The organism is Actinomyces bouchesdurhonensis (assembly GCF_900128465.1).
In the GTDB taxonomy this organism is placed as follows: Bacteria; Actinomycetota; Actinomycetes; order Actinomycetales; family Actinomycetaceae; genus Pauljensenia; species Pauljensenia bouchesdurhonensis.
In genome coordinates this window covers 68,156-95,105 of the sequence record NZ_LT635866.1, presented here as the reverse complement: position 1 = coordinate 95,105, position 26,950 = coordinate 68,156, and the positions used below count along the sequence as shown (strand labels likewise).

The 26,950-nt window shown below is 63.4% G+C and carries 14 protein-coding genes and 4 pseudogenes; 12 read left to right on the top strand and 6 right to left on the bottom strand.

Going from position 1 to position 26,950, the window contains the following annotated elements; translation table 11 throughout:
• From BQ7477_RS02865 to BQ7477_RS02835, 4 genes and pseudogenes are all read left to right on the top strand, one after another.
• A pseudogene (locus BQ7477_RS02865) lies at positions 1-648 on the top strand (S8 family serine peptidase); the annotation flags it as partial.
• 385 nt (positions 649-1,033) lie between these two features.
• Positions 1,034-4,895 (top strand): annotated as a pseudogene (locus BQ7477_RS12260) (leucine-rich repeat domain-containing protein); the annotation flags it as partial.
• Positions 4,896-5,501: 606 nt separating this feature from the next.
• Positions 5,502-7,205 (top strand): annotated as a pseudogene (locus BQ7477_RS02840) (Ig-like domain-containing protein); the annotation flags it as partial.
• Positions 7,206-7,634: 429 nt separating this feature from the next.
• Positions 7,635-8,489 carry a hypothetical protein gene (locus BQ7477_RS02835; RefSeq protein ID WP_159430575.1) on the top strand — a complete coding sequence of 285 codons (855 nt, stop codon included), beginning with the start codon at positions 7,635-7,637 and terminating at the stop codon, positions 8,487-8,489.
• Between the two features lie 1,210 nt (positions 8,490-9,699).
• On the opposite strand, the gene BQ7477_RS02830 is transcribed toward BQ7477_RS02835, so the two are convergent.
• Positions 9,700-11,640 (bottom strand): solute carrier family 23 protein, encoded by a 1,941-nt coding sequence (locus tag BQ7477_RS02830; protein WP_073982741.1) that lies wholly within the window; start codon positions 11,638-11,640, stop codon positions 9,700-9,702.
• 478 nt (positions 11,641-12,118) lie between these two features.
• On the opposite strand from BQ7477_RS02830, the gene BQ7477_RS02825 reads away from it, so the two are divergent.
• Complete coding sequence (locus tag BQ7477_RS02825) at positions 12,119-12,400, top strand: HU family DNA-binding protein (RefSeq protein ID WP_003790058.1); 282 nt, start codon at positions 12,119-12,121, stop codon at positions 12,398-12,400.
• Positions 12,401-12,574: 174 nt separating this feature from the next.
• Here BQ7477_RS02825 and BQ7477_RS02820 read toward each other — a convergent pair whose 3' ends face one another.
• The 4 genes from BQ7477_RS02820 to BQ7477_RS02805 form a co-directional block, all read right to left on the bottom strand.
• Entirely contained in the window at positions 12,575-14,635 is a 2,061-nt protein-coding gene (locus BQ7477_RS02820) for an ABC transporter ATP-binding protein (protein WP_073982740.1), read from the bottom strand.
• A gap of 8 nt (positions 14,636-14,643) precedes the next feature.
• Positions 14,644-15,543, bottom strand: coding sequence for an ABC transporter permease (locus BQ7477_RS02815; RefSeq protein ID WP_073982739.1), 900 nt, complete (start codon positions 15,541-15,543; stop codon positions 14,644-14,646).
• Positions 15,540-16,583, bottom strand: a complete 1,044-nt coding sequence (locus tag BQ7477_RS02810) for an ABC transporter permease (RefSeq protein ID WP_073982738.1) — start codon at positions 16,581-16,583, stop codon at positions 15,540-15,542. The genes BQ7477_RS02815 and BQ7477_RS02810 overlap by 4 nt, the downstream gene beginning before the upstream one ends.
• A 53-nt stretch (positions 16,584-16,636) precedes the next feature.
• Complete coding sequence (locus tag BQ7477_RS02805; protein WP_073982737.1) at positions 16,637-18,433, bottom strand: peptide ABC transporter substrate-binding protein; 1,797 nt, start codon at positions 18,431-18,433, stop codon at positions 16,637-16,639.
• Between the two features lie 249 nt (positions 18,434-18,682).
• Between BQ7477_RS02805 and BQ7477_RS02800 the strand changes: the two genes are divergently transcribed.
• The 7 genes and pseudogenes from BQ7477_RS02800 to BQ7477_RS02770 form a co-directional block, all read left to right on the top strand.
• Complete coding sequence (locus BQ7477_RS02800) at positions 18,683-19,831, top strand: ROK family transcriptional regulator (protein WP_073982736.1); 1,149 nt, start codon at positions 18,683-18,685, stop codon at positions 19,829-19,831.
• Positions 19,828-21,285 carry a M81 family metallopeptidase gene (locus tag BQ7477_RS02795; RefSeq protein WP_073982735.1) on the top strand — a complete coding sequence of 486 codons (1,458 nt, stop codon included), beginning with the start codon at positions 19,828-19,830 and terminating at the stop codon, positions 21,283-21,285. The genes BQ7477_RS02800 and BQ7477_RS02795 overlap by 4 nt, the downstream gene beginning before the upstream one ends.
• Positions 21,282-22,214, top strand: a complete 933-nt coding sequence (locus BQ7477_RS02790; protein ID WP_073982734.1) for an ROK family protein — start codon at positions 21,282-21,284, stop codon at positions 22,212-22,214. The genes BQ7477_RS02795 and BQ7477_RS02790 overlap by 4 nt, the downstream gene beginning before the upstream one ends.
• A complete protein-coding gene (locus BQ7477_RS02785; RefSeq protein ID WP_073982733.1) occupies positions 22,211-22,891 on the top strand; it encodes a copper homeostasis protein CutC in 681 nt (226 codons plus the stop codon). Before BQ7477_RS02790 ends, BQ7477_RS02785 begins: the two co-directional genes overlap by 4 nt.
• 73 nt (positions 22,892-22,964) lie before the next feature.
• Positions 22,965-23,738 carry a glucosamine-6-phosphate deaminase gene (nagB, locus tag BQ7477_RS02780; protein ID WP_073982732.1) on the top strand — a complete coding sequence of 258 codons (774 nt, stop codon included), beginning with the start codon at positions 22,965-22,967 and terminating at the stop codon, positions 23,736-23,738.
• Positions 23,739-23,867: 129 nt separating this feature from the next.
• Positions 23,868-24,227: a DUF3039 domain-containing protein gene (locus BQ7477_RS02775; protein ID WP_420884429.1), complete on the top strand. Its 360-nt coding sequence runs from the start codon at positions 23,868-23,870 to the stop codon at positions 24,225-24,227.
• Positions 24,119-25,444, top strand: a pseudogene (locus BQ7477_RS02770) (DEAD/DEAH box helicase); the annotation flags it as partial. The gene BQ7477_RS02775 and the pseudogene BQ7477_RS02770, both read left to right, overlap by 109 nt.
• Before the next feature lie 102 nt (positions 25,445-25,546).
• Here the strand turns inward: BQ7477_RS02770 and BQ7477_RS02765 are convergent.
• Complete coding sequence (locus BQ7477_RS02765; protein ID WP_073982731.1) at positions 25,547-26,890, bottom strand: nicotinate phosphoribosyltransferase; 1,344 nt, start codon at positions 26,888-26,890, stop codon at positions 25,547-25,549.
• Positions 26,891-26,950 lie beyond the last annotated feature (60 nt).

Genomic DNA, 26,950 nt, shown 5'->3' with positions numbered 1-26,950 from the left:
GCTCCGACCCCCGACCCCGCGCCGACGCCGGACCCGACCCCCGACCCCGCTCCGACCCCGGAGCCTGCCCCGGAGCCTGCCCCGACGAGTGGCGCGTGGGTCTGTGATGCGCGGGGTTGGTGGTACCGCTACGCTGATGGGTCGTTCCCTTCGAGCCAAGCGGTAACCATCGGTGGTTCTGTGTTCCGTTTTGGTGCGGATGGGTACATGCGTACTGGATGGGTGCTGGACCGCGGCTTGTGGTTTTATCACCAGGAGTCGGGTGCTCAGGCGCTCGGCTGGGTGAGGGACGGTTCGTCGTGGTTCTACCTGGATGAGGAGACGGGTGCGATGGCTACTGGCTGGTTGCGCCTCGGGTCGTCCTGGTTCTACATGACGCCCGGCAGTGGCGCGATGACGACCGGGTGGCTGAGGGACGGTGCCTCGTGGTTCTTCTTGAATCCCGATAGTGGCGCAATGGCGACGGGGTGGATGATGATCCGCGGGACCTGGTACTACTTCAATCCTGCTGATGGTGCTATGGTCACCGGTTGGCTGCACCGAGGTGATTCCTGGTACTACCTGAAGGCCTCGGGTGCGATGGCCACCGGGTGGGTGCGGATCGGGCAGACATGGTATTTCTTCTCTGATTCTGGCCAGTGGACATGACCGCGTGATCATAGCGGTTGAGACGAGAAGGCGTCGGGGGACCGGTCGGCCGGCCCCCCGACGTAGCTGCCTGCGGCGCGCGTGGCCTGGCGTGATTGATTCGTTGCTAAACACGCGCATTGAGTTTGTCAGACCATGTGGTTAGCATGCTTATGTGACATTGATCGTGCCATTTGTGACGCGTGTCTGACTGTGTCCGTGTATCCCTGTTGTCATGAGCTTGCTTTTGATACATCGTGGAAAACGGATGGTTAACAGACGATGGGTGGCAAGAAGGGGGGTTTCGCGACGGACGGAATATTCCTACGAGGGATATAGTTCAGGGTTTTTACACTATGATGGCATGGGCCTTTGTTTTACCCAATGTCAACAGAGAGGGTCACTTATGTCCCGTGGGAAAGTTTCGGTGCTGGCGTTAGCGCTCGCCGGTGCGCTGTCGCTGACCGCCGTCAGTATGCCCGCCGCTTTCGCGGCCAGCCCGAGCGCGGGCGCTCAGGTGAAAGTAGCCGCCGCGCCGCAAGCCAATAATGATGGATTCACTATCGACGCCGACGGCGTACTCGTGTCGTACACGGGCACTGCGACGGACGTTCGTATCCCCGAGGGTGTGACCGAGATCAGCTCGAACGCCTTCACTAATGCGCAGCTGACGAGCGTGTGGATTCCCGCGAGTGTGCGCGCGATCGACGACTCTGCATTCGCCGGCCAGCCGCTCACCCAGGTCACCTTCCAGGACGAGGATGCGCACCCCTCGCAGCTGGAGACGATCGGGGACCGCGCCTTCACATACACGGCTCTTGAGAGCGTCACGCTGCCGCGATCGGTCAAGACCGTGGGTCAGGAAACTTTCAGTGACATGGAGAAGCTGCGCTCCGTGCACATCGGTGCGAATGTCGAGGAGGATGGCCTCTTCGCCGCATTCGCGCGAACCCCGCTCCTGGAGAGCATCGAGGTTGACGCCGCGAACCTGAACTACCAGAGCCTCGACGGTGTCCTGTACGCGCAGGGCGGCACGCACCTGGCGACTTACCCGCAGGCAAAGAATAAGGGAGGGGCCTACGCGGTCGCTGAGGGAACCTCGACCATTGACGAGGGCGCCTTCTCCTCTGCGCAGATCACCTCCCTGACCCTGCCCTCGAGCCTGCGCTCCGTGAACAAGGGCGCGTTCGTGGGCTCGCAGATCACCTCCCTGACCCTGCCCGACGGCTTCGAGTCCATGGATGACACGGCTTTCTGGTACATGCCTAAGCTGGAGCGCGTCGACCTGGGCGGCACCACGGCGCTGCCCAATAGCGCATTCCGCTACGACAAGGCGCTCGCCGAGGTGAACTTCCGCCCCGACCTGAACCGACTGACCGATGTCGGCGACTATGCTTTCGTGGGCACGGCTCTCATCTCTGTGACGCTGCCCGACTCGGTGACTTCGATCGGTCAGGGGGCGTTTTCCTCCAACACTGCCCTCAGGTCTGTCCACTTGGGCTCGGGCCTTGCCACCATCGGCGAATCCGCGTTCGTGGACGCGAGCAGCCTCTCCTCGCTGACCGTGGACCCCGCTAACACGGTTTTCTCGCAAGAAGACGGCGTCCTGTACAGCAAGGATGACGGGGGGCGCACCCTCGTCCTGTACCTGCCCACGAAGACGGACGCCGACGTCACGGTTCCCGAGGGCACGGTCGCGATCGCTGACTCTGCTTTCGCGAACAACACTTCCCTGCGCCGCGTCGTCCTGCCCGAGGGGCTGACGACTATCGGCTACGGCGCCTTCGATGGCGATACGAACCTCACCGATCTCGTCATTCCTGATTCGGTGACGGTTGCCCGCGGCCTGGTCAACAACGGCCTGGACACGATCGAGCTGGGCTCGAAGGTCACGGAACTGTGGATGACCCCGCGTGGGACCACCACCCCGCGCCACATCATCGTGCGCGGCGGTAACGACGGCGAGTTCTACTACGAGGGCAAGGCCTCCAACGGGCGTCCGGACAGCGCCTACTTCGGTGAGGGGATGACCCGCTTCACGTTCTGGTTCGACACTCCCCGCGTCCTGGTGCTGCCCTCGACCGTCGAGGAGATCAAGCTCGCCGCCGACATGGACGACGACCTCAAGGCGGGTACAGAGATCTACGTCGCTGCCCCCAAGGATTCGAAGGCGTGGACGCTCACCGAGGCTGCTATGAAGGACGCCGGCTACAACACGGAGAGCCTCTTCGAGTACACGGCCCTCCAGGTGAGTGTGTCGGGCGCNGGGCGCAGATCACGCTGGAGCGGGCACGCTGAGCGCGACCGTCACCGACGCGGCGGGCGCTGCCAAGACCGCCTCGATCCCCGTTACGGTGCGAGCAGCCGACGCCGACGACTTCGAGATCGACGAGAACGGCGTTCTCACGGCCTACAAGGGCAGTGCGACCGACGTCGTCATCCCTGAGGGCGTCACCGACATCGGCGAGCGCGCGTTCGCGAGCTCGACCGTGGAACACGTGACGATTCCCGCCGCCGTGCGCAGCATCGGCAACGAGGCCTTCATTTATTCCTCGCTAACGAAGGTCACCTTCCAGGACGATCCGGCCCACCCCTCCCAGCTCACGACGATCGGTGAGCGCACGTTCGCGAACACGAGCCTGGAAGCCATTGGGCTGCCTCGCTCCGTGGTGACGATCGGCGCCGAGGTCTTCGACTACGACTCGGCGCTCACGTCGATCAAGCTGGGGCCGAACGTCGCCGCTGATGCACTGGCCTCGGGGTACTCAGAGACTACCGCGCTGACCGGCGTCGAGGTCGACCCCGCGAACCCGAACTACGAGAGCATCGACGGGGTCTTGTACTCCAAGGACCACTCGCGCCTGATCCTCTACCCGGCAGCCAAGAACACAGGCGGCTCGTACACGGTGCTGGACGGGGTCGCGAGCATCGCACCCAAGGCCTTCCAGAAGGCGGGCATCACCACCGTGGCGCTGCCCGACAGCCTGCGCGCGATCGGGGACGAGGCGTTCCGCCTCTCCGCGCTCACAGCGCTGACCCTGCCCGAGAAGTTCGAGACGGTCGGCACCTGTGCCTTCTGCTCTGCTGGCAAGCTGGACAGCATTGATCTGGGAGGCGCGATCTTCCTGGGCGGCAGCGCGTTCGAGTCCACGAGCGCCAAGAATGGAGTCAACTTCCGTCCCGAGCTGGGGCGCCTGACGACGATTGGCGACTTCGCGTTGAGCCGCACCGCGGTTCCTACCGTGAGTCTGCCCGACTCGGTGACCACGGTTGGCGAACAGGCTTTCTCGGAGAACACGGCCCTGGCCTCGTTCCACATCGGCGCGGGCGTCTCCTCCTTCGGCGAGACCGCTCTGTATGGCGACCGCACGATCGCCACGTTGACCGTGTCCGCCGATAACGCGGTGTACTCGGCCGAGCGCAACGTCCTGTACCGCACGGGCGCCGACGGGCTGCACCTCCTGCTCTCCCCGGCGGCGAATACCATCACCGACTACACGGTGCGCGCGGGCACGGTCGAGGTCGGCGCCTCGGCTTTCGCCAACAACAAGACGCTGACCCGCGTCGTCCTGCCCGAGGGGGTGAGGACTATCGGCGACGAGGCGTTCAGTGGTGCCGCGGCCCTGACTGAGCTGGTCATACCGGATTCGGTGGAGACCTCAACGGGTGTCGTGGGCAACTCCGTGGAGTTGGTCGAGTACGGTACGAAGGTGCGCTCGATTCGCATGGAGGGCAGCTGGGTGCCGATGCCTCGTCGCATCGTCGTGCGCGGCGGCGTAGATGGCTCTTTCGTGTACGACGGTTGGCCGACGAACGGGCGTCGCGAGAGTGCTTTCTTCGGCGAGGGCATGACGTCTATCTCCTTCGGCGTGGACGTTCCGCGCGTCCTCGTCCTGCCTTCGACGCTCACCCGCCTCGACCTCGAGCAGGATTTGAGCGATGAGAAGAAGGAAGACACGCAGGTCTACGTTGCGGGCGGCGAAGACTCGCAGGCTTGGGCTGTCGCGAAGGCCGCGCTCGAAGCGGCTGGTATTAATGTGGCGCAGCTGCACGCCTACACAGCGCCGTCCGTGGCTCTGTCTGGCGTGGGCATCGCCGAGGCCGAGGCGGGGTACACGCTCGCGGACCCGGCTGGGTCTGCGGTGGAGATTACTGCCTCGGTGACGGGCGGTATCGCGGGCACCCAGCAGGTTCGCGCTTTCGAGGTCGGTGCCGATGGCGCCGAAACGCTGGTACGTGNCCTCGGGGGCGATGGCGACCGGGTGGCTGCGCATTTGGGGTACGTGGTACCACTTCGCTGATAACGGCCAGCTCATCGGCTAATTCGCGATCGAGATCGCTGACCCTAGGCCCGCGCCCCCGGACACTCTCCGGGGGCGCGGGCGTTTATGTACTCTGATGTGCTCTGTTGAGGGCGTGAAGTGTGACTTATTGGCAGTCGATGAAAGGTGTTTCAATGATGTGGTCAGACATTGTCCTACGAACGTTGTGCCGCACTGAGCAATGAAGCGGTTTGTCTTACAAATAAGCCCATTAAGCGGTTGACAGATCGTGAGAAAAATTCGGGATAACTATGCCTTGATGGGGGAACGTGAGTTACTCTTAAAGCAAGGGGTCGTGCCGCGATGTTCGCCCCGTTTAACCAGTTGTCAAGAGAGTGGGTCCTAGATGTGTCACCGTCGATTGTCGGCACTGGCGTTGGTTGCGACCGGTGCCCTAGCCGTCACCACCATGAGTGTGCCGCCCTCGTTNACGGAGCAGCCACTTCAGGTGGAGGCAAACTTACTGCCACAATCCCGGTCTTGCCCGCAGGTGGCGCGGTGGAGATTCGAGTGGGCGGCACCTACCCCTACTATTCATCCCTCACCACCACGGCGACGGTGACACCCGCCGCCTCCAGCGCCACGGTGACCGTCACCGTGAACCCGAGGGCCGAGTTCGCCTCGTTCGCGACCGAGCAGACGCCCAACGGCACGTTCGTTGAAGGCGCGGTGACCTTCACGAGCGCGGACGGACAGCCCGATCTCACCGTTCCTTACCTGGGCTTTTACGGCGCGGGTGGCGACACGCCAATCTTCGACAGCCCCGTGTACGGTGAGGAAACCATCGGCACATCCGCGATGACCTTCCATGGATTGACTCTCGGGCAGCTGAACCCGTTCGACCCGGAAGAGGACATCGCCATCAGTACGAATGACCGTGACCTGTACATCATCTCCCGGTCGACGGACGAATACGCACGAACGTATGCCACCCCTGGTACCGTGCTGCTGCGCGACGTCGTCTCGCTGACGTACACCTACACAAACGAGGCGGGGGAGGTCGTGCGCTCCTACACGTACGGTGGCGCACCCAAGAGCAGGTCCTACTCCAACGGACGCTACTGGGAGGTCACCCGGGCGGAAGACGCGTTCGACAGAGCTCCCCTGTTTGATGGGTACGACGAGAACGGCAACGAGCTGCCGGACGCCCACTACACGCTCACCATCGAAGGCACCACCGGTGGCGCCTCTCCTGTCACCGAGAAGCTGACCCACGTGATCACGCTGGACACGGCCCCGCCCGTCATCTCGAACGTGGCGATTTCGGGCGAGGGGGATGGGCGCACGCTGTCCTTTGATGCCACCGACGCGTCGCCCTTCCCGGGATACGGATTCTCGTGGACGCAGGACGGTGAGCCTTTCATGCGCGAGAAGTACTACGGCTGGGGCGAGATCGGGGACGACGGGCTGCACCACGTCCACTTCGAGGTGCCGCTCTCCCAGATTGCCGAGCGTGCGGGTGGTGACCCCTCGAGCGTCTACCTGCAGGTGTGGGACTGGCCGGTCAATAGGGCAAGCGTGAAGGTGGACCTCAAGGCGATCCCCATGACGTCGCTGGCTCTCTCCCAGACATCCGTGGCGTTGAGCGTCGGTGAGACGCTGACGCTCGGCGCGACCCACGAGCCCGCGGACGCCAACGTGACGGCACTTACCTGGTCTTCCTCGAACGAGGCCGTGGCGACGGTGAGTGCGGATGGTGTGGTGAGCGCGGTGGGTGCGGGTGAGGCGATCATCACCGTGGCTGATCCGACGCAGCCTTCGCTTGTGTCCGCGAGCGCTACGATCCGCGTTGAGGCTCCTGCTCCCGCGCCGAAGACGGGTGTGTGGAAGTGGGATGGGCGCGGCTGGTGGTACCGCTACGAGGATGGCTCCTACCCGTCGGATACGGCGCTCGTGCTTGATGGGGCGACCTACCGTTTCGATGCGTCGGGGTACATGCGCACGGGGTGGGCGAGCGAGGGCGGGCAGTGGTACTACCACAAGGCGTCGGGCGCTCAGGCCAGTGGCTGGGTGCTCTCGGGTGTGCGCTGGTACTACCTGGATCCCGCCACGGGTGTCATGTCGACCGGTTGGGTCAAGGTTGGTGGCACCTGGTACTACCTGAGTCCCTCTGGTGGCGCGATGGCCACGGGGTGGCTGAAGGAGGGCGGTCACTGGTATTACCTGGATCGGACCTCGGGGGCGATGGCGACCGGGTGGCTGCGCATTTGGGGTACGTGGTACCACTTCGCTGATAACGGCCAGCTCATCGGCTAATTCGCGATCGAGATCGCTGACCCTAGGCCCGCGCCCCCGGACACTCTCCGGGGGCGCGGCGCTGCGGTGGTCGGTGGTCAGATGAGCTGTTCCGATTGGGATGGCTCCTTGTATGTTGGGTGGTTGAAGAATCCCTGCATTCGGTCGTCTATATTCTGAGCAGGTGCATAGAAATGCGCATATTTAAGCGCATCACAAGTTTGACACATTGTGAGAAAATAAGTAATTTAAACGGCGCTTGAGGGAGATGCGGGCTAGTCTAGATAGTGGAGCGCGTCACATTGTTGGCGTTGCTCGCCGTCCAGCAGTCGACCACCATGTGAGGTACCGATGTCTCATCACAAATTCGCATCACTGGCGCTGATAACGACCGGAGTGATGACCCTGACCGCGGTCTGCGTCCCATTCGCCGACGCTGCGCGAACGAGCATGGCGAGCCATGCTAGTGCGATCCCATCCGCGATGCTGCTCGCCCCCAGCCCTGACGTCGAAACAACGAGTCAGGACATTTGGCAGAACTCAACCGCTCTCGCCCTCGGCGAGGTGGAGCGCCGCACCGATCGGCGTGACGCCTTTTTGAACGCCCTACTGGTCCCCTCGTTCCGTGTTGGTGCGACCATGTGGAGCCTGTTGCCTTCCGCTGTGGGGCGCGTCGATACCGTGCAGGGTGGGTCGCTTGTGCAAGGCAGGACTGCTTTGAGCGTAGGGCAGGGGAGTGTCTCCTCCCTGACCGCCACGTGGGCGCTCGACGATACGACCGCTTCAGTGCACATCGAGTCTCGTGGCCTTACGCATCTGAGCGTCCAACGTGCAAACGAGGATGCGGTGACATCTGTTGTTGCGGATGGTAAGTGGGAGCGCGCCCTCCTCGGCTGGTGGTACAGGTATCCGGATGGAAGCTACCCGAGGAACCAGGCAGTGACGATTGACGGAAAGGTCTACCGTTTCGACTCAAGTGGGTATATGGAAACAGGCTGGGCCTACGATGGTCGCTCCTGGTATTACCACTCCTCCTCTGGCGTCATGATCACCGGCTGGGTCAATGTCGAAGGTTCCTGGTACTACCTGAGGCCTGGCACTGGGACGATGGTCAAAGGATGGTTCCAGGACGGGTCATCGTGGTACTACCTGAGTACTTTCAGCGGAAAGATGGTGACGGGCTGGCTGCGCACCGCAGATGGTTGGTACTACCTGAGGCCTGGCAGCGGAGCGATGGTGACCGGCTGGTTCCAAATTGGATGGCAGTGGTACCAGTTTGATGGCAGTGGCAAGTGGATCAGCTAATGCCACGGAGCTGCGCACAATCCCAGAGTTTTCACAGGCTCTTCCGGTGATGTCCACAGGCTCACCCTCTACAGTAGGTGTCATCACAGGGGAATACGGCACGGGCCACACGGGTCCGGCGCATGCCGACGAAACATTCAAGAGGAGTCATCTGAGAGCAACTGCACTGTGTTGATGGGATACGCTGAGGGGTCGACCGAAAGGTCGGCCCCTCAGCGTATCTAGGCGCATCCGCCCGCCGAGATTATAGATCCCTTTGCATTTAGGGTTATAGGACAAAACGTGTTGGTTTTGTGGCGACTTTTCGGCTTGCTGGTGCGGGAAAGATCGGTATTGAAGTTGGTGGGAGCCAACTTGAAGGATGGACAAAACGTGTNACCCTGTATCCAACACCAGACTCGCCACATCACGACGATACTCCGGTGTAAAACGACGACGAGTTCCCATAACAGGCACCTCACTTTCCGCAGGCACACACACCCGCTTAACGAAGTGTCAACAACACAAGCCTAACCCCAGGGGTAGTCCTCGAACATGGCGGGGTCGGTGGGTGTTGGCTCTATTGGGAGGGTTCCACCTGATCGGGTGTAACACCTCATCGGTAACAAGCAACATGGTGGATCCGGTGCTTCTCGCTCCCTTCGGTGTGGTCTTTGTGTCGCCTGTCACTTGCCGTGTGGCACGATCGGCGCGAGGTCGAACGTGAAACCGGCGCCTGGCACCTGCGGCTTCGTGTTACGTGAGAGAGTGTTGTAGTGCCGCTCAGGTCCGAGCGATTCGCGTCGCGGCTGGCTCGTGACTGGTGTGAGCGCCTCGGATCTGTGGATGTGTGGGGCTTCGTGGGGCTGGTGCGTGCTTGGCCTGTGGCGGCCTGGCCCCATGGGTGGCTGTGTCAACCCTTCAATGCGCAGCTGGACCCTACTAGTGGAGTATGGGCACACCTGCCCACGCTCCACCTAAGGGGTTAACGTGCGCATTGAGGGGTTGAGGGTGCCAGTTGTCGGGTTAACACGCCACTTACCGGGTTAACGGTGGGATTGCACGCAGTGCCTTCTGGCGTTGAGCGCGGTTCTCACCTCATAACGCCGCCACCGGCGCCACAGCCAGGCTCAACGCATGGCGTCCCATAACATGGAAAAACCGGGGCGCCCCGGACTTCCAAGTGAAGACCCGACGCGCCCCGGCCTCGTCAACGACGAGACGAGCGATTCTAGAGGCGCTCGACCCCCGCGTCCCACGCTGCGCGCATGGGGTTCGCGTCGGCGACCAGCTGATCGAAGCGCAGGTCGGCGATGTCGATAACTTCGCCGAGAGCGAAGCGGGCCTCGCGGGCAGGCGAGTGCTCGACGCGACGCCACCCGGACTCAAGCAAATGCTTACGGTCCACCACGTTACTCACGCAGATGATGAGCGGGCGCCCAAACTTCTTACGGTAAGCGCCACCCAGGGCACGCAGCTCCTCGGCCTCCTTGTCTGTCAACTCACCGACGGACAGGTTCGACGTGTCCGCCAGCGACTGATCGTCACCCTGCCCATCGAGGACCAGGGAGACGATGTCGTCATAGGAGGCAATGAGTTCCTCCGCCTCCTGAGGAGTCGCCGCCAAGACCGCGTCCTCGAAGGAAGAACGCAGCTCGGACACGGACGCGAAGGGGCGTGCCTCCCAGGCGCGTTCCGCCGGCCACGTCTGCGACGTGAACATCTGGGAGAACGTGGACACGAAGGTCGCGCGATCCATCGCATTCACGTCATCCAGGTTGATCTTCTTGCCGTTCACCACGGCAACATCCGGTGACGCTTGGCGCCCGATGTGGAAGAACAAGAGGTTCAAAATGATGGCCGTCAGCGAACCGATTGTGACGCCCGAGCCAAAGATGATCTGCAGCCAGGACGGCATGACGCTAACGATGCCGGGCTTCAGAGTGACCAGTAGTGCCATGCCGATCGACGTTGAAACAATGACGGCGTTGCGGTTATCGCGCAGGTCCACCTTGGCCAGGGTCTGGATGCCAACGACAGCGACGTTGGCGAACATCGCCAGGGATGCGCCACCGATGACGGGCTGAGGGATGGCTGCGACGATGGCCGCGGCCTTGGGCAGCAGACCCAGGACAATCATGAAGACGCCTGCCGCGGTGACGACCCAGCGGGACTTCACGCGGGTCAGGCGCACCAGGCCGACGTTCTGCGCGAAGCAGGTGTAGGGGAAGGAGTTGAGGACGCCGCCCAGCAGGGTGGACAGGCCGTCGGCGCGCAGTGCGTTGGCGATGTCGCGTGGCGTGATGCGTTTGCCTACGACCTCGCCGGTAGCGAAGACGTCGCCGGTTGTCTCCACGGCGGTCACCGCCATGACGATGCTCATCGCCAGGATGGCGGTTGCGGAGAACCTGGGGATGCCGAAGTAGAAGGGCGTGGTGATGCCGAGCCAGGTGGCTTCTCCCACGCCCGAAAAGTCGGTCTTGCCTAACGCGAAGGCGACGGCTGTCATGATCAGCAGGGCGAGGAGGACGGAGAGGGTCCCCATGAAGCCCTTGAAGAGTCGTTGGATGATGACGATGATCGCGATCGTGCCGAAGGCAAAGCCGAGGGCTTCGAAGGTGGCGGTCGTTTTGGCGGCGTCGTCGGTTGCTTTGTCGGCCCAGGCGACGATGTCGCCAGCGGACACGGATAGCAGAGTTGTGCCCATGACGGTCAGGAGCGTGCCGGTGACGATCGGCGGGAAGAAACGCAGGAGCTTTGCGAAGAAGGGTGCAACTAGGAAGACGAGCAGGCCGACGGCGATGATGGAGCCGTACATGGTGGCGAGGCCGGTCCTCGGGTCTGCGCCGGACGGTGTCGCTGCCGCGCCGATCGCGATGAGGGGGGAGACGGCTGTGAAGGTGACGCCTTGGATGAGGGGGAGTTTCACGCCGATGAAACGACCGATGCCGGCGGACTGGATGATCGTGGCGATACCGCAGGTGAGCAGGTCGGCGTTGATGAGGTGGACCAGGGTGTGGTTATCGAGTCCGAGGCCTGAGGCGATGACGAGGGGAACGACGACGGCGCCCGCGTAGAACGCGAGGACGTGCTGGATTCCGAGGACTGTCAGTTTGCCGATGGGTGGGACTTGGTCGACGGGATGGGGAGCGGACGAGAGGCGAGATGCCATGCGTGTCTCCTGAACGTATGTTCATGTGTGATGGGGATGCCTTCAATGTTTGTTGCGTGAAGGCATGTTCATCCTAAGTCATGACGCTGTGGCTCGTCTGTCTGTTCGCAGGTGGGGTGGGGAATGGGGGACGAGGCGGGGGCTGATGGTGCGCGTTAGTTCACCCGGGTGGTGGGTTGGTCGTTTGTGGGTTTGACAGTGGGTGGCTATGGGGCGGGCTGTGGCCTGATGTCGAGGGTGTTCATTACTGAAAAATAAGCCGGTTATCGTGTGTTTGGGGACGTGGACGTATTGAACAAGTGGAAAGTTTGTGTGATAGAGGTTACAAAAAGTGCGGTTTTGGGCCTAAAATTCGAGCAATTTTCGTGAAATCCGCGAAATATCGCGCTAAAGTCGGCGAAATCGCCAGAGATTTCGTACTGTTTCATTCGTGGCCACGAAAGTGGTAACTAAGAACGAACAGGAATGAGGTTTCTCAATGTCCGTGAACCGTACCGAGCTTGTTGCTCAGATTGCCGAACGTGCCGACCTGACCAAGGCGAAGGCCGACGAGGCCCTGGCAGCTTTCCAGGCCGTCCTCGTTGAGTCCCTGGCCAAGGGTGAGGCCGTGAAGGTCACCGGTCTCCTCTCCGTCGAGCGCGTCGAGCGCGCCGCCCGTACCGGTCGTAACCCCCGTACCGGTGAAGAGATCAAGATTCCCGCCGGCTACGGCGTCAAGCTCTCCGCTGGCTCCACGCTGAAGAAGGCCGTCTCCAAGTGACGCGCTGACCGAAAGTATCTCGGGTGTGGGGTGCGACCTGACGGTCGCACCCCACACCCATACCCGCGTCGCGTCGCCTCAGCGGGGGAGCGCAGAAAGCGACCCCGACCTGATTGCTCGGGTCGGGGTCGCGTTGGAGTCCGCCATGAACGTCTGCGTGCTTACATGCCTAGCTCATCCTTCGTTGGCCTGCACGAGCGGGTGGTGGCACGCCACCCGGTGTGTCTCGTCCGTCAGGAGAGGTTGCACCTTGCACTCTTCGCCAGCGAAGGGGCAGCGCGGGCGGAAACGGCAGCCCTTTGGCGGGTTGACGGCACTCGGTGGCTCACCCTCCAGTTTAATGGCCCGATCGTTGTGAGAGAACTCGGGGTCGGGCACGGGAATTGAATCGATGAGTGCCTTCGTGTAGGGGTGCTTCGGGTTCTTAACGACCTCCTTGGCCGGCCCCTCTTCGACGATGCGACCCAGATACATGACGCCGATACGGTCCGCCATGTACTGGACGACCGCCAGGTCGTGACTAATGAACAGGTAAGACAGCCCCAGTTCGGTCTGCAGGTCCTTCATGAGGTTCAGGACCTGCGCTTGGACAGACACGTCCAGGGCGGACACGGGCTCGTCGGCGACGATGAGGTCCGGTGCCAGCGTCAAGGAACGTGCGAAGCCGATGCGCTGGAGCTGGCCGCCCGAGAACTCGTGCGGGTAGCGATCCAAGATTTCTTCGGTCAGGCCGACCTGCTCGATGATCTCCATGATGCGCTCAGCGATCTGACGCGTGTTCCCCGTCTTCTGAATGCTCATAGGTTCGGCCAGGATCTGGTCAATACGCATGCGCGGGTCCATTGCCGCGTAGGAATCCTGGAACATCATCTGCACGTCGCGGTGGATACGAATCGCGTCGCGGCCTTTCAGCTTAGCCAGGTCACGTCCACCCAACTCAATGGAGCCGCCCGAGGGGGATTCGAGTCCCGCAATCAGACGTCCCATCGTTGATTTGCCGCAACCCGACTCGCCGACCAAACCGTAGGTCTCACCCTTCTTCAAAGTGATTGAGACGCGGTCTACCGCGGAAACGACACCCTTGTCCCGCTTGAGGAAACCGGAGCCGGAGGACTCGTATTCGCGAGATGCCTCATTGACTTCAAGGAGGACCTCGCACGAGTCTGCTTGCTGTACCGGTGTTCCCCCCGATGCTTCCACGGCCTCGTTCGAGGATGAAACGGCATCGATCTTTGCCTGCAGCTGGGCAGGTGACTCGTCGCCCTTCTGGACAGGATGGAAGCAGGAGTATGTGTGGAAGTCCTCGCCCGACAGACCCGGGTAACGGTCCACGCACTCGGCTCCGGCCCACAGGCAGCGGGAGGCGAAACGACATCCCACCGGCAGGTTAGTCAGCGAGGGGGGAGCACCCGGAATCGAGAACAGCTTCGTGCCCGCGGCGAGCGCCCGCTCGGGTAACGCTGCCATGAGGGAACTCGTGTAGCGGTGCTTAGGTTCCGTGAAGAGCGTCTTGGTGGGTGCTGTCTCCACGATGCGGCCCGCGTACATGACTGCCACACGGTCCGTGTGGCCGGCGACCACACCCAGGTCGTGGGTGATGAGAATGACGCCCATCTGGTATTCGTCGCGCAGCTCGTCGATGAGATCAAGGATCTGCATCTGAGTCGTCACGTCCAGGGCCGTCGTTGGTTCGTCAGCGATGAGGATACGTGGTTCGCACACGAGGGCCATGGCGATCATGACGCGCTGGCGCATACCGCCCGAGAGCTGGTGCGGGTAGTTGTTGATGACGATCTCGGGTCGGGGCATGCCCACGCGCCTAAGAATCTCGACGGCGCGCTCGAGCGCGTCCTTCTTCGACATTTTCTTGTGCACGCGCAGCGGCTCACAGACCTGCAAGCCGATCTTCATGGTCGGGTTCAGCGAGGTGAGCGGGTCCTGGAAGATCATGCCGACCTTCGTGCCGCGTAGCCTACGCTTCTCGCGCAGTGACATCTTCGTTAGGTCCTGCCCGTCAAGGATGATCGAGCCGGAGGATACCCGGCCTCCCTGGGGAAGCAAGCCCATGAGTGATAGGGCAGTCATCGTCTTGCCGGAGCCCGATTCGCCCACGATACCCAGGGTCTCGCCGGGGTTCACGTGCAGGTCGACACCCGAGAGGGCGTGGACCACGCCGGAGCGAATCTCAATGTCCGTATGGAGATCCTGGATGTCCAGGAGCGGAGAGTAATCCATGGTAGTTCTCACCTCTTGCGCAGTCGAACTTCGAAGGCGTCACGCAGGCCGTCGCCGATGAAGTTGAACGACAGGACCAGAACAATGATGAGGACGCCCGGCGGGTAGAGCAGCCACCAGTTGCCCGAATAAACGTGCGACTGGCTGTTGGAGAGCATGGCTCCCCAGTCGGTGGCGGGAGGCTGCGCGCCCAGGCCAAGGAACGACAGGTAAGCGACGTAGAGGACAGCGTCGGCGACTTGGAAGGTCGCGTTCACGATGACGGTACCGATCGTATTGCGCACGATGTGCGTGCGGATCGCTCGGGGCATCGATCCGCCCATGCCGCGCATTGCCACGACGTACTCGCGGGTGCGAAGAGACAGTGCTTCGCCGCGGATCAGTCGGGACGTGCCCAGCCAGGACAGTGCCGACATGATGATGATCAGGACGGGGACCGTCGGGGGAATCATCGTGGCGATCAGCATGAAGAGGAACAGGACGGGCACGGACATGAGCGCGTCAACGATGCGCATCATGATCGCGTCGATCCAGCCGCCCACGAAGCCAGCGATGGCGCCGTACAGGGTGCCGATCGTCGTCGCGATGATGCCGGCGAAGAGGCCGACGATGATCGAGGTCTGTCCACCCTTCATGAGGCGCCCGAGCTGGTCGTAGCCGACCATGTCCGTGCCGAGGGGGTGCTCGGAGGAGGGGGGCAGCGCCGAGTTCATGAGGTCGGTGTGAACCTGGTCGGTGACGTAGAAGAGTGGACCGATGAAGGAGAACGCCAGCAGAATCAGGAGCATGCACACGCCGAAGACGGCGAGCCGGTTCTCCATGAAGACTTGCAGGCCCTGGAGCTTGGTGGACTTGCGGGCGGTGCGCGCCTTCGCGGGCGCGGTGGGGGTGGCGGTTGCTGTGCTCATTTGGATCGTCCTGCCAGTCGGATTCGAGGATCGGCAATGGCGTACAGGAAGTCAGCCAGGAGGGCGCCGATGACGGTTGCGAAGGAGACGATGAGCGCCACGCCCAGGAGGATCGGGTAGTCTCGCCTGCCGGTGGCCTGGTAGTACAGGTAGCCCATGCCGTTGAAGTTGAAGAGCGTCTCGATGACGAGGGCGCCACAGAACATCGCGGGAATGTATAAGCCGATCATGGTGATGACGGGGAACATGGCGTTGCGCAGCGTGTGCACGAAGACGACGCGGAACTCTGATAGGCCCTTGGCGCGTGCAGTGCGCACGTACTGCTCGTTGAGGTTATCCACCATTGAGGAGCGCACGTAGCGGGCGTAGGCGGCGATCGTGCCGATCGATAGGGCGCACACCGGCAGGATCAGGTGATCCCACTGTTCCCACATGACGGAGAGATTCTCGCCCTGTGGGGCGTCGTTGGGCAGGATGGGCCACACCTGGGAGAAGAGGACGATGAGGAGGAGGCCCGCGAAGAAGATGGGCGTCGAGTAGGCCAGCAGACATGCGATCGTCACGATGTAGTCGGGTGCTTTGTTTCTCTTCACTGCCTGCCACACGCCCAGGGGTACCGCGATGATGAGGGCGAGGATGGTGGAGAGCAGGGAGAGGAAGATGGTGCGCGGTAGGCGGGCGGCTAGCAGGTCGTTGACGGACTGGTTGTGCTGGTAGGAGTAGCCGAAATCGCCGTGCGCAATTTTGCCCAGGTAGGTGACGTATTGCTCGGGGATCGGCCGGTCGTAGCCGTTTTCGTGGTCGAAAGCCGCGAGCTGTTCTTTTGTCGCGTCCTTGCCCAGTGCGGCTCGGGCGGCGCCGCCCGGCTGGGACTGGAGCAGGANTCCGCCGGTGGTGCCGGCGACGATGACGATGGGAGCGTCGACGAGGGTGAGGGCGCGCGCGGTGGCGGAAGCGGCGTTGGCCAGTCCGATGCCGGAGGTGACGACCAGGACGGTGCGTCCGTCGAGGAGGCCGAGCGCAAATCGTTGGGTTTTCATGGTGCCGGCTAGGACGGCCTGAGGGGTTTCGTCGTCGCCGGTGGGACGAGCGCTTACTTAGCCCCGTCGGTCTTCCACGCCCAGTCCTCGGGCCAGGTGTCACCCGTGGCGTCGAGTTCTCCCAGGTCAAGCGTGTTCTTCACTGCGGTGATCTGGTAGTACGGGTTGGGCATCCACAGGACGGGGAGGTCCTCCGCGAGGAAGTCGTTGTACGCCTGGAGGGCGTCGGGTTCGGTCGAGCGCGTCGACTCTTCGATGAGCTTGTCGGCCTCGGGGTTGGAGTACTGACCGAGGTTGACCGGCGCGTCGGTGGCGAAGAGACGTTCACCGGAGGCATAGATCGGGAATCCCCACGAGGTCTGGGATCCGAAGAAGGACAGGTCCCACGTGCAGGGGGTCTCGTCGTCACATGCCTGCGACGCGCCGACCGAGTCGGGGACCTCGTTCATGTCGATCTTGATGCCGAGCTTGCCGAACTGGGAGATGATCTCTTCGAACATCTGGTGCGTGGAGACGAAGCCCGACTGGGAGACGAGCTTGAAGCTCAGGGCGTCGCCGGCTTCGATGCCCTCGCCGCACTGGTTATCCCCGGTGCCGGGGTTCTCGCAGGTGGTGGAGCCGTCGGGGACGACCTTCCAGCCGTGGTCCTCGAGGAGCTTCTTGGCGGCGTCCGGATCGAACTTGTAGACGCAGCCGTCGGTGGTGCCGACCTTATCGGCGGGCATGGGGACGGGGCCGCAGGTGGGGGAGGCTGTGTTGGACCAGATTTTTTCCGACAGGGTCGGCTGGTCGATGAGCTGCTGCATCGCCTGGCGGATGTACTTCTGGTTGATGAACTTCGAGCCTGGTGCTTGGGGTGCGAAGTTCAGGGCCAGATAGGTGATGGTGTTACCGGGCCACAGGAAGACGTTGTAGCCCTTGCTCTCGACGGCGCTGCGCTGGTTGTATGACGCGGCCGGGATATAACCGAAGTCGATGGCGCCTGAGCGCACGGAGTTGAACTCGGCGTCGTCACCCGTGAAGGCTTTGTAGATCAGCTTGTCGATCTTGGGCTTGTCCTCGCCCCAGTAGTTCTCGTTGGGGACCAGTTCGAGGCCCTGGTCGGGGGTGAAAGAGGAGAGCTTCCACGGGCCGTTCACCGTCTGCCACAGCGGGTTCTTGGCGTAGGAGGACAGGTCTTTGGCTTCGCCCTGCAGGTAGGCGAAGACTGCTTGAGCGCCCTCGGGGGTGCGGTCCAGGTCGGAGACGGCCTCGTCGGCGCTGGTCTTGTCCCAGGCGTGCTGGGGGAGCAACGCAACCTTGTTGATCTGGTTGTCAATGAACCAGGACGGGTTGAAGGCGTCGGTGGTCGTGATGGAGAAGGTGTGCTCGTCCAAGACGGCGAGCGAGGCTCCGTCGGGGAAGAAGCCCTCCTTATAGGAGGCCCACTGATCCTTGTTGTTGGTCACCAGGTTCCACCAGAACTCGATGTCGCGGGTGGATACGGGGGTGCCGTCGGACCACTTGGCATCATCGCGCAGGGTGATGGTGTAGGTCTTGCCGTCCTCGGAGACGTCGGGGACCTGACCTAGGGACTTGGGGAGGTTGATCTTGTAGGGGGTCTCGGAGGTGGATTTGTAGGCGAAGAGCGGGCGGTACAGCGACTGGATGAACTGGCCGTTTTCGCCCTGCGTGTAGCCCTTGGCGGAGATGGGGAAGATCCAGTTCGGTGTGCGTGAGGCCATGGTGACCTCGTTCTTTCCTGTCTCTGAGCTGAGCGCACGGTTGGTGCTACAGGCGGACAAGCCCATGGTGGCGACCATGGCGAGAGTCGCGCCGGCGGTGATCCACCGCTTCAATCTAAGGTTCATGACTGCTCCAAATCAACGTTGATCGGGGACTCTGACGGAACATGGTCCCACCAGATGAATCCCATCATATGACAGATTGTCAGCCGATGCTGCCAGTTTCGATAGATGTGCAAATGTTACGAAAAAATAACAGGAAATTTCGGCGAAAGAAGTAGCAAACTTTTGCCAGTGAGGCATAATGGGTCCTGTCCTCAGTGTTGAGTGCCATGTAACATTGCAGTTACCGAATAACTAATCAGGGGAGGTGTCATGGCGACCCACGATGTCGATGAGACTGTATTGACACTGATTGGCTCCGGCCAAGCAGACACCCGGCCCGCAATTGTCAAACAAACCGGACTCGCGGCGTCGACCGTGTCAGCGGCCGTGTCGCGACTCGTCGAAGCTGGAGTCATCGCAGAAGCAGACGAGTCCGTCTCGACGGGCGGACGCAGGGCCCGCCGCCTCGTCACATCTGAGGGAGCCGGTGCACTCGCTCTCGTCGAGCTGGGAGCCCACCACGGCCTCGTCGCCCTGACTGACCCGACCCGCGGTATCGGGCGCGCCACCAGCCTCCTCGTCGACATTGCAGACGGACCCGAGGCGGTCCTTACAGCTGTCATGGAAGAAATCAGCCGCCAGGAGAAAGCAGCTGGCGTGCGCGTAGGCGGCCTCGCACTGGCCGTGCCCGGCCCCGTCGATGCCGAACGCACGCGAGTTATCCGCCCCGCCCGCATGCCCGGTTGGGATGGCATCAACGTCGCCGAGGAAGTGGCCCGCCACTGCGGCCTACCCGCCATCATCGAAAACGACGCGCGCGCTGGGGCCATCGGTGAATCCATCTATCGACGTCGACTTCAAGGAGTCACCCCGATCGATACTCTCATCTACGTCAAAGCAGGCTCAGCGATCGGCGGAGCCTACCTGATCGAGGGCATCCCCCACGTGGGAGAAGGAGGCCTGGCCGGGGACATCTCGCACATCCCCGTCGATGCAGCCGCGGGGCGCCCATGCACATGCGGCAACATCGGGTGCCTGGAAACAATCGCTTCCGCCGACTCCATTCGAACCGACCTAGCCGCCTCAGGTCTGATCTACACAAACAACGCACAACTGTTGGCGGCAGCCCGCGACGGAATCCCCGCAGTAGCAACCGCCATCCGTCACGCGGGAGCTCTCCTGGGCCATAGCCTCGCACACCTCGTGTCCTTCCTGGCACCACAGGGCGTCATCCTCGGCGGAGCCCTGTCCGCCGTCGACGCCTTCAGCGCTGGCGTGCGAGCCGCGCTTCACCAGTCCTGTCTGCCATCCATCATGGAAGACCTCGTGATCGAATCATCCCGCTCCGGACGTGACGCCGCGCTCTGGGGCCTGTCGACACTCACGCCACACAAGATCTCAAAGGAGAATCACTCATGACCAAGCCCCGCATCGCGGTCGCCGGCATCCACATCGAATCGTCGACCTTCACCCCATATATCTCCACTGCTGACGACTTCATCGTCACGCGCGGCGAGGAGCTGATGGAACGCTTCTACTGGCGAGACGAAGGCTGGGCCACCCAGATCGAATGGATCCCCGTCCTGCACGCGCGTGCCCTGCCCGGCGGCGTCGTCGAGCGTGGCGCCTACGAGGCGTGGAAGGCCGAGATCCTCGAAGGACTCGCGGCTGCCGGACCTCTCGATGGTCTCTTCTTCGACATCCACGGCGCGATGAGCGTCCAGGGCATGGACGACGCCGAGGGCGACCTCATTAACGCCATTCGAGCGGTCATCGGCCCGGAGCCCATGGTCAGCGCCTCCATGGACCTGCACGGCAACGTCTCCCAGGATTTGTTCGACGGCTGTGACCTGCTCACCTGCTACCGTCTGGCCCCCCACGAGGACGCCCTCGAGTCGCGCCGACGCGCCGCTTACAACCTAGGCATGCGCCTGCTTAACGGAGCGCCCAAACCCATCAAAGCACTCGTCCACGTGCCGGTCCTGCTGCCCGGCGAAAAAACCTCAACCCGCATCGAACCGGCCAAGTCGCTCTACAAGATGATCGATCCCATCGAGGCGATGGACGGCATTCTCGACGCCGCCATCTGGATCGGCTTCGCGTGGGCCGACCAGCCGCGCTGCAAGGGTGCGGTCGTCGTCACCGGCGACGACGCAGACCTCGTCAAGGAACAGGCCGAGCGTATCGGCCAATACTTCTGGGACGTGCACGACCGCTTCGAGTTCGTCGCCCCCGTCGCCTCCATGGAGGAGTGCCTGGCCGCCGCCGAGGAGGGGTCCAAGCCCTTCTTTATCTCCGACTCCGGCGACAACCCGGGTGCGGGCGGCGCCGACGACGTGACCGTCGCGCTCGCAGCCCTGCTCGCGTGGAAGCCCGTCCAGGAGGCCACGCTTGACGTCGTCTACGCCTCGATCATCGACCCGGTCGCAGCCGGTCTCGCCTGGGAGGCGGGTGTCGGCGCCGAGGTGGACCTCGAGGTCGGCGGACACATCGACACGCGCGAGCCTGGAACTCTCAAGGTCCGCGCCACTGTCGAGGCCTTGGCTGACGATCCGATGGGCGGCCACACCGCGCTGGCGCGCACAGGCGGCCTGCGCTTCATCGTCACCACGAACCGCAACCAGTACACGATGTTTAGCCAGTTTGAGCTGCTCGGCGTCGACATCACTGTCGCCGACGTGGTCGTCGTCAAGATCGGCTACCTCGAACCCGATCTGTACGACACCCAGAAGGGTTGGCTCATGGCACTGACCCCCGGCGGCGTGGACCAAGATCTGATCCGCCTGGGACATCACAAGATTGAACGCCCAATGTTCCCCTTCGACCCGGATATGACGGAACCCGATCTGTGCGCTCAGGTGGTCGTGCCATGAGTCCCGTCATGGCGTCGACGGGTCCGGTATTTGCGGGCATTGATATTGGGGGAACGTCCATCAAGTGGATGATCGTCGATGAGGCCGGTGCGATTGCGACCCAGGGCAACGAACGGACCGATCGCGAGGCCGTGGCCCCTCAGGTGGGGCGCATCGGCGCGCGCCTGGCGGGGGAGTTCCCGGGACTGGTCGGTTTCGGCCTTATCTGCCCCGGCCTCGTTGATGAGGAGAAGGGGGCAGTTATCTACGCAGCGAACCTGGAGTTGCGCGGAGTTGAGCTCGCGCGTGCTGTCGAAGATGCCACGGGCGTGCCTGCCGCCCTCATGCATGATGGGCGGGCCGCTGGCCTGGCCGAAGGACTGCTAGGTGCCGGGCGTGGGGCTTCGTCCTTCCTCATGATGCCCATCGGTACCGGTATTTCCGTGGCTCTCATGCTCGGAGGAAGCCTGTGGAGCGGCGCGACCTTCAGCGCCGGCGAGGTGGGTCATGCGCCCGTCTTTCCGGGTGGCGAGTCCTGTCGCTGCGGGTCGCGCGGCTGCCTGGAGGTCTACGCCTCCGCGAAGGGTATCGCCAGGCGCTACGAACAGGCCACCGGTGAGGACACTGGCGCGAAGGCAATTGAGAAGGCGGTCGGTACTGATCCTGTGGCCACCGAGGTGTGGGGGACGGCGGTGCAAGCCCTCGCACTGTCGCTTACTCACATGACTCTCACCGTTGACGTCGAGCGCATCATTATTGGTGGTGGTCTGTCGCACGCGGGGGACAACCTGCTCGCGCCGCTGCGGGCGCAGTTCGCGTCGATGTTGACCTTCCGTGATGCCCCCGAGATCGTGCGCGCCGCCCTAGGTGGGGCAGGCGGTCGTTGGGGTGCCGCGATCCTGGCCGCCCGCGTGGGCGGATCGTCGTGCTATGAAAGGTGGCAGCCGTGACCATCGTGGAAATCTGCGTTGAGGATGCCCTTGGTGCGCGCCGTGCGCGTGACGGGGGAGCCGATCGCATCGAAATTTGTGCTGACCTGTCGTGCGGGGGACTGACCCCCGCCTTCGACGAGGTGGGCGCCGCCCTCGAGGTTGGACCGGCTGGCGGCGTTCAGGTGCTCGTGCGCCCGCGCCCTGGAGACTTTGTGCATTCGCGCGAAGAAGTTGACCGCATCGCCTCCGACATTGTGGCGCTTCGTGCTCTTGGTACTGGCGCTGGTATTCGCCTTGGTTTCGTCGTTGGTGTCCTTACTGATGAGGGAACTATCAACGTGGGGGCGGCCGCCCGCCTGCGCGACGTCGCCGAGGATGCGCCGTTGACTTTCCATCGGGGCTTCGACCAGGTGCGCGACCAGGATCGTGGTCTTGATGTCCTGATGGAGCTGGGCTATGACCGGGTTCTGACGACGGGCGGAGATCCGGCGGTTGCCCAGCCGGGCGCCCTCGCTCGGCTCGTGGAGCGCGGGGGAGCGGACATCGTCATCTTGGTGTCGGGGGGGCTGCGGGCTCATAACGTTGCCGAGGTCGTGGCGGCGTGTGGCGCCCGTGAAGTCCATATGCGTGCGCCGGGCACCTCTGGAACCGATCGCAGCGAGGTTGAACGGATCGTGGCTGCTTTGCGCGGCTAACGCAGTTCGAGCGTCCTCACAAATACCGCCGATTCGTCTGACAAATCGGCGTTAAGGGTGTAAGGTTAAACACATGAGAATTGGAATTTTCAACGACGAAGATCAGATCGCATCCCTCGCAGCGGACCGTATCCTTCAGGTGTACCGCGCCAAGCCAAACTTCGTGCTCGGCCTGGCCACAGGCTCCTCACCGCTGAAGCTCTACGCGGAACTCGTGCGCCGCTACCAGGCCGGTCAGATCTCCTTCGCCCAGGTTCGCTCCTACAACCTCGACGAGTACGTGGGCCTGCCCCGCGACCACTACGAGGGCTACGCGAACTTCATCCACCGCAACCTCGTCGACCTGGTCGACATGCCCGAGGGTGCGGCACACGGCCCCGACGGATGGTGCGAAAACCTCGAAGCCGGGGCAGCCGCCTACGACGAAGCCATCAAAGCCGACGGAGGTATCGACATCCAGGTCCTCGGCATCGGAAGCGACGGCCACATCGGCTTCAACGAGCCCGGCGGCACCCTCTCCTCGCGCACCCACGTCGGCGTCCTCACCGAGCAGACCCGCCGCGACAACTCCCGCTTCTTCGACGGCGACATCGACCAGGTCCCCACGCACTGCGTGACCCAGGGCCTGGGCACGATCATGGATTCGCGCGCCCACATCTTCATCGCCACGGGTGAAGGAAAAGCTGACGCTGTCAAGGCCATGATCGAGGGCGGCGTCACCCAGCGCTGGCCAGCCTCCATCCTCCAGCACCACCCCGACGTCACCGTGCTCCTTGACGAGGCGGCCGCCTCCAAGCTCGAGCTCGCAGACTTCTACAAGGAAGTCTGGGAGAAGGAACACCTGTGAGATAGTTTCCCCTCCCACCAAGCCCCGACCTCGTTCGCCCGAGGCCGGGGCATTATCATGCCCGCGTTTGCGCTCCCCGCGTACACCGCCTCCTGCCCCCGGCCCCCTTCGGGTCGTACAATAGACCCCATGCGTAACGCCCTTGACGAACCCACCGGTCCCTCCGCGCCCTCCGGTCCCTCCACCGCTTCCTCGACTGGTCTGCTGGAGCGCACCGAGACCCGCAAGGAGCGCACCGACGGCGACGGGGACCGCTTCGCGCACTTCGTACGCAAGGACAAGGCGAACTCTTCAATGCTGACTGGCCAGCCCGTCGTTGCCCTGTGCGGCAAGGTCTGGATTCCTACCCGCGACGCATCCCAGTACCCCGTGTGCCCNACGCCCTCTCGTGGGGCGACGGCGTGCGCGAGGCCTTCACGGACGCGACCCGTCGCCTGGCCCTCACGGGCACGCCCTTCCGTTCCGACACCTCGCCGATCCCCTTCGTGACCTACGCGGAGGACGCCGAGGGCATCCGCCGCTCGCGCGCCGACTACACCTACGGCTACGGCGACGCCCTCAAGGATGGCGTCGTGCGTCCCGTCCTGTTCATGTCCTACTCCGGACAGATGGCGTGGCGCACCAACGCGGGCGACGAGGTCAGCGCACGCCTGGGCGAGCCCCTCACCAAGGACATGATGAAGCAGGCCTGGCGCACCGCGCTGGACCCCACAGGCGAGTGGATTCCCGCCGTCCTGCGCGCGGCCGACCTGCGCCTCGAAGAAGTACGTCGCGCCGTTCCCGACGCTGGTGGCCTCGTCATCGCCTCCAACCAGGAACACGCGCGCGCCTACGCCCGCCACCTGCGCCTCATCACCGGCAAGGCCCCCACAGTCGTCCTCTCTGACGACGCGGACGCCTCCGACCGCATCTCCGAATTCGCTGACTCCACCGACAAGTGGATGGTCGCCGTGCGCATGGTGTCCGAAGGCGTGGACGTGCCCCGCCTCGCGGTCGGCGTCTATGCCACTAACGCCTCCACGCCGCTGTTCTTCGCCCAAGCGATTGGCCGCTACGTGCGAGCCCGGCGCCGCGGCGAGACAGCCACCGTCTTCATCCCCTCCGTTGTTCCGCTTCTCGCCCTGGCGGGAGATATGGAGGTCGAACGCGACCACGCGCTCGACCGCCCCCGACGCGAGGAGGCCAGCGAAGACGACATGTGGAACCCCGAAGACGCCCTGATGGCGGCCGCGAACCGTGAAGAAAAGGCTTCTTCTGACCTGCTCTCCCAGTTCGAGGTTCTCGGCGCGGACGCCGAGTTCGACGGCGTCCTCTTCGACGGCGCCGCGTGGGGTGCGGGCGCGGAAGTCGGATCCGAGGAAGAGCAGGAATACCTGGGCATTCCCGGCCTCCTCGACGCCGAGCAAGTCACGACCCTACTGCGCGCTCGCCAAGCCGACCAGGTGGCCGCCCAGAAGAAGAGCCGTGCCGCCCAGAAGATGCGCGAGGACAACGCCGGTATTCCCGCCCACAAGCTGCGCGCAGCCAAACGCAAAGAACTCCAGCACCTGGTTTCCACCTGGTCGCGACGCTCCGGGGAGACGCATGCGACCATCCACTCGCGCCTGCGCTCTCGGTGCGGCGGCCCCGAAGTCGCCCAGGCAACGACCGAACAGATCGAAGCCCGCATCGCGCTGCTGCGCGAGTGGTTCGTCGGGCGTCACTGACCCAGCCCGCCGCACTCGGCGCGCCCTGACGCATCACGAACTCCGGCCTCGTCCCTCCGTGAGAAGGACGAGGCCGGGGCGTCGCTGTGGGAACGGACGTCCTCAGCCGACTTTCTCGTAGCGCGTCGGAATTGCTGCCTCGCCTTCGGATAGGCGCCAGGCCTGGTAAGGCAGCTCATTACGTGCGCGCAGGTGACGCTCCTGGGCGGCCACAAGCGCACCCTCGCCCCATGCCTGCGCATCGATGACGCCACCGCGTACGAGCGGGACCTGCAAGGGGCGGGCGCCGCGCTCAGCCAGGAGGGCCTGTCCCTCCTCGAAGGTGGTACCCACGAGGAGAAGCTCCTCGGTGGCGTAGCCGTCCTCGCCCAGAACGCGACCGGCGACCTTGCGTCCACCGACCGTGGACTTCGACTCGGCCTTCTTAGCGACCAGCACGGTCTTGCCGTCTTCGTCCTCGCGCTGAACGATCTTGTAGACCAAGGCAGCCGTGGGCACGCCCGATCCCGTCACCAGCTTCGTGCCAACGCCGTAGGAATCCACGGGCGCCGCGCCCAGGGCAGCGATCGCGTACTCATCCAGGTCCGAGGTCACGGTAATCTTCGTCGAGGTCGCGCCCATCGCGTCGAGCTGGCCACGCACCTTGAACGCCTCGGCGACCAGGTCGCCCGAGTCCAGGCGTACCGCACCCAATTCGCCGCCAGCCGCGCGTGCGGCCTCAACAGCGTTGACGACACCCCGCGTGATGTCGTAGGTGTCCACCAGCAGGGTCGTGCCCGCGCCCAGCAGAGCCACCTGCGAATCAAAGGCGTCACGTTCCGTGTCATGCAGAAGCGTGAACGCGTGTGCTGCCGTGCCGATACAACGAATGCCATAGCGCTTGGCGGCTTCCAGGTCGGAAGTGCCCTGGAACCCGCCGATGACCGCCGCCCGGGCAGCCGATACCGCGGCGCGCTCATGGGCGCGCCGCGCGCCCATATCCATGCAGGGGCGACCATGCGCGGCGATCGTCATACGCGAGGCCGCTGACGCCACCGCGCAGTCGTGGTTGAGGATCGACAGGAGCAGCGTTTCCAGGAGCGTGCAATCCGCGAAGGAACCCTCAACGGTGAGCAGGGGAGAACCCGAGAAGTAGCATTCGCCTTCCGCATAGCCCCAGATGTCGCCAGTGAAACGCCACGACGACAGGAAATCAGCGGCCTGTTGGGAAATGACACCCCCCTCGCGGAGCCAATCGATTTGGTCGGCGTCGAACGCGAAACGCTCCAGGGCCTCGAGGATTCGACCAGTACCGGCCACAACTCCGAAGCGGCGCGTGGCGGGGAGACGACGCCCGAACAGCTCGAACGTGCAACGGCGATGCGCGGTCCCGTCCTTTAGGGCAGCGTCGAGCATCGTGAGTTCGTACATATCAGTTAGCAATGAAGTGAATGTCGATGCAGGCATACTGTGAGCCTACCCTGAGAAGCGTGTCACCGGTGTGCGAAAACGCTTCCGTGGACGCAC

Bases quoted from the DNA above. Each gene is read 5' to 3' on its own strand.
- BQ7477_RS02790 (WP_073982734.1), top strand. From the start codon at position 21,282: ATGAGTCCCGTCATGGCGTCGACGGGTCCGGTATTTGCGGGCATTGAT.
- BQ7477_RS02795 (WP_073982735.1), top strand. From the start codon at position 19,828: ATGACCAAGCCCCGCATCGCGGTCGCCGGCATCCACATCGAATCGTCG.
- BQ7477_RS02805 (WP_073982737.1), bottom strand. From the start codon at position 18,433: ATGAACCTTAGATTGAAGCGGTGGATCACCGCCGGCGCGACTCTCGCC.
- BQ7477_RS02815 (WP_073982739.1), bottom strand. From the start codon at position 15,543: ATGAGCACAGCAACCGCCACCCCCACCGCGCCCGCGAAGGCGCGCACC.
- BQ7477_RS02825 (WP_003790058.1), top strand. From the start codon at position 12,119: ATGTCCGTGAACCGTACCGAGCTTGTTGCTCAGATTGCCGAACGTGCC.
- BQ7477_RS02765 (WP_073982731.1), bottom strand. From the start codon at position 26,890: ATGCCTGCATCGACATTCACTTCATTGCTAACTGATATGTACGAACTC.
- BQ7477_RS02835 (WP_159430575.1), top strand. From the start codon at position 7,635: ATGGCGAGCCATGCTAGTGCGATCCCATCCGCGATGCTGCTCGCCCCC.
- BQ7477_RS02800 (WP_073982736.1), top strand. From the start codon at position 18,683: ATGGCGACCCACGATGTCGATGAGACTGTATTGACACTGATTGGCTCC.
- BQ7477_RS02830 (WP_073982741.1), bottom strand. From the start codon at position 11,640: ATGGCATCTCGCCTCTCGTCCGCTCCCCATCCCGTCGACCAAGTCCCA.
- BQ7477_RS02820 (WP_073982740.1), bottom strand. From the start codon at position 14,635: ATGGATTACTCTCCGCTCCTGGACATCCAGGATCTCCATACGGACATT.
- nagB (WP_073982732.1), top strand. From the start codon at position 22,965: ATGAGAATTGGAATTTTCAACGACGAAGATCAGATCGCATCCCTCGCA.